Origin of the sequence: Mycobacterium sp. 1081908.1, assembly GCF_001673535.1 — a bacterium.
Taxonomy (GTDB): domain Bacteria; phylum Actinomycetota; class Actinomycetes; order Mycobacteriales; family Mycobacteriaceae; genus Mycobacterium.
Genome location: NZ_LZLY01000062.1, coordinates 1 through 512 on the forward strand (window position 1 = coordinate 1; position 512 = coordinate 512).

At 71.1% G+C, this 512-nt stretch carries 1 protein-coding gene; it reads left to right on the forward strand.

Annotation, left to right across the window (positions count from 1 at the left end; genetic code table 11):
• Positions 1 to 138: 138 nt before the first annotated feature.
• Positions 139 to 512: TetR/AcrR family transcriptional regulator (locus tag A5655_RS08940; RefSeq protein ID WP_156764781.1), on the forward strand; the 374-nt coding region annotated here is incomplete at its 3' end.

Consider the following 512-nt stretch of genomic DNA (forward strand, 5'->3'; position numbering starts at 1 on the left):
GCGGGTCTCCTCGCCGCTGGCGCCGACCGGGCGACCCAGTTGTGCCCGCGTCATTGTGACGTCCTCACTTCCGGCTAACAGCGTCAAATATAATCGGCCGATCAATTTATGTGCCGGTTCCGTAGGGGGGTGCCCCGCATGAGCCCCGCCCGGTCGCAGCTGGGGCGCCCGCCGGGCGCCAGCGGCGAGGAGACCCGCCGGCGGATCATCGTCGCCACCATGCGCTGCGTGGCCAGGGCCGGCTATTCGCGCGCGACCATCCGCGAGATCGCCCGCACGGCCGAGGTGACCAGCGCCAGCCTGTACAACTACTTTCCCACCAAGTCCGAGCTGATCAAGGCCGCCATCGCGGCCAGGACCGACGTGGCGCTGCCGCGCCTGCGCGAGGCCGCCGGCGGCCCCGGCGACGTGATTGACCGGATCGAAGCGGTGCTCGACGAGCTGGGCAGGTTGCTGCGCGAGTATCCGCACCTGGCCGCGTTCGAGCGCGCCATGCGCGGGCGCACCGGGCT